At 53.0% G+C, this 1,043-nt stretch carries 1 protein-coding gene; it reads right to left on the bottom strand.

Translation table 11 applies throughout. From position 1 onward, the window contains the following. Nucleotides 1-392 precede the first annotated feature (392 nt). On the bottom strand, nt 393-1,043 hold a 651-nt coding region (locus tag AXW79_RS23155), incomplete at its 5' end, for a hypothetical protein (RefSeq protein ID WP_005322167.1).

The raw sequence follows: 1,043 nt of genomic DNA on the forward strand, positions 1-1,043 counted from the left end.
TGACCGGCGGCCAGCGTGTTTTGCTGGCCTGCAAGGTCAAGCATTACTTATGGGTAATTTTTATCTGGCGGCGGGCGCTTGCGCCCTGCATAGCCAGGCATTTTATACATCCTGAACGTAGAGAGGGATGGTATTACAGAGTCTCTAACCATTTTTTTAAAGCATATTAACAGTGAACAGTTAAAAAAAAATCTCATGACCTAAATTTTGTATCAAATCACTTAAATTTTTATATTCATAAACCATCCACAGTGACAGGGTGCGTTTTGGGCAGGTGATGGCCTGTTACTCACAACAGGAGTGTGAAAATAGGGCTGTCAGCAGGGCGGACGAGGGGAAAAGGCCTGCTGCAGGCAGGGGTGGGCACCAGCGTGGCCGGTTAGTCGGTGGGGTTAGCGGTTGTTCCTGGCTATCCAGTCGTCCAGGCTGGGGAACGCTCGCCTGAGCTGTTCGCTGTACCAGGTTTCTGGTCGCCCTGGGTATTGGCCATAGAGATTGGTCGCAAACTCGAGCTGTGCCTGGCTGTATTGCCGCTGCAGCTCTTTGCGCTTGTCGCGGTCGTGTATCACCGGCGATTTGTCAGTAGAGGATGGGGGATTGGTTTTGATGCCCTTTTCACGCTGCTGCTCACGCAACCGGCGATTGGCTATCTCGGGGTCGTGCCTGTCAGGGAACTGCTGCTTATGGCTGTCAGAGTCCAGTTTCAGCGCCTTGGAGCAATGGGTACGGAACGCCTTGAGCTTCTCATAGCTGATCCGCCCCAGCGCCACGAGAAAGTGCATATTGACCGTTTTAATCCCCGGCCTTGCCCTTATCGTGCCATCCTCCAGCGTTTCGTACTGTTTGTGTATGTCAATCGCCCCACCAATCTTTAAGCGCCGTATAGCCCGCCAGAAGCGCTGTGTTGGTCTGTTGACCAATTGTTTGGTCTCTTTATCAATCGCGTCCTCTACCATGCCCGCGATGGTGGCGATCTCGACCATGGTACGATGAATAAAGCGCCCGTCAGGCAGCGGAGTACCGACCCGCAGGCTGGCAAAATC

It is taken from the genome of Aeromonas salmonicida subsp. salmonicida (assembly GCF_001643305.1).
GTDB classification, from domain to species: Bacteria; Pseudomonadota; Gammaproteobacteria; order Enterobacterales; family Aeromonadaceae; genus Aeromonas; species Aeromonas salmonicida.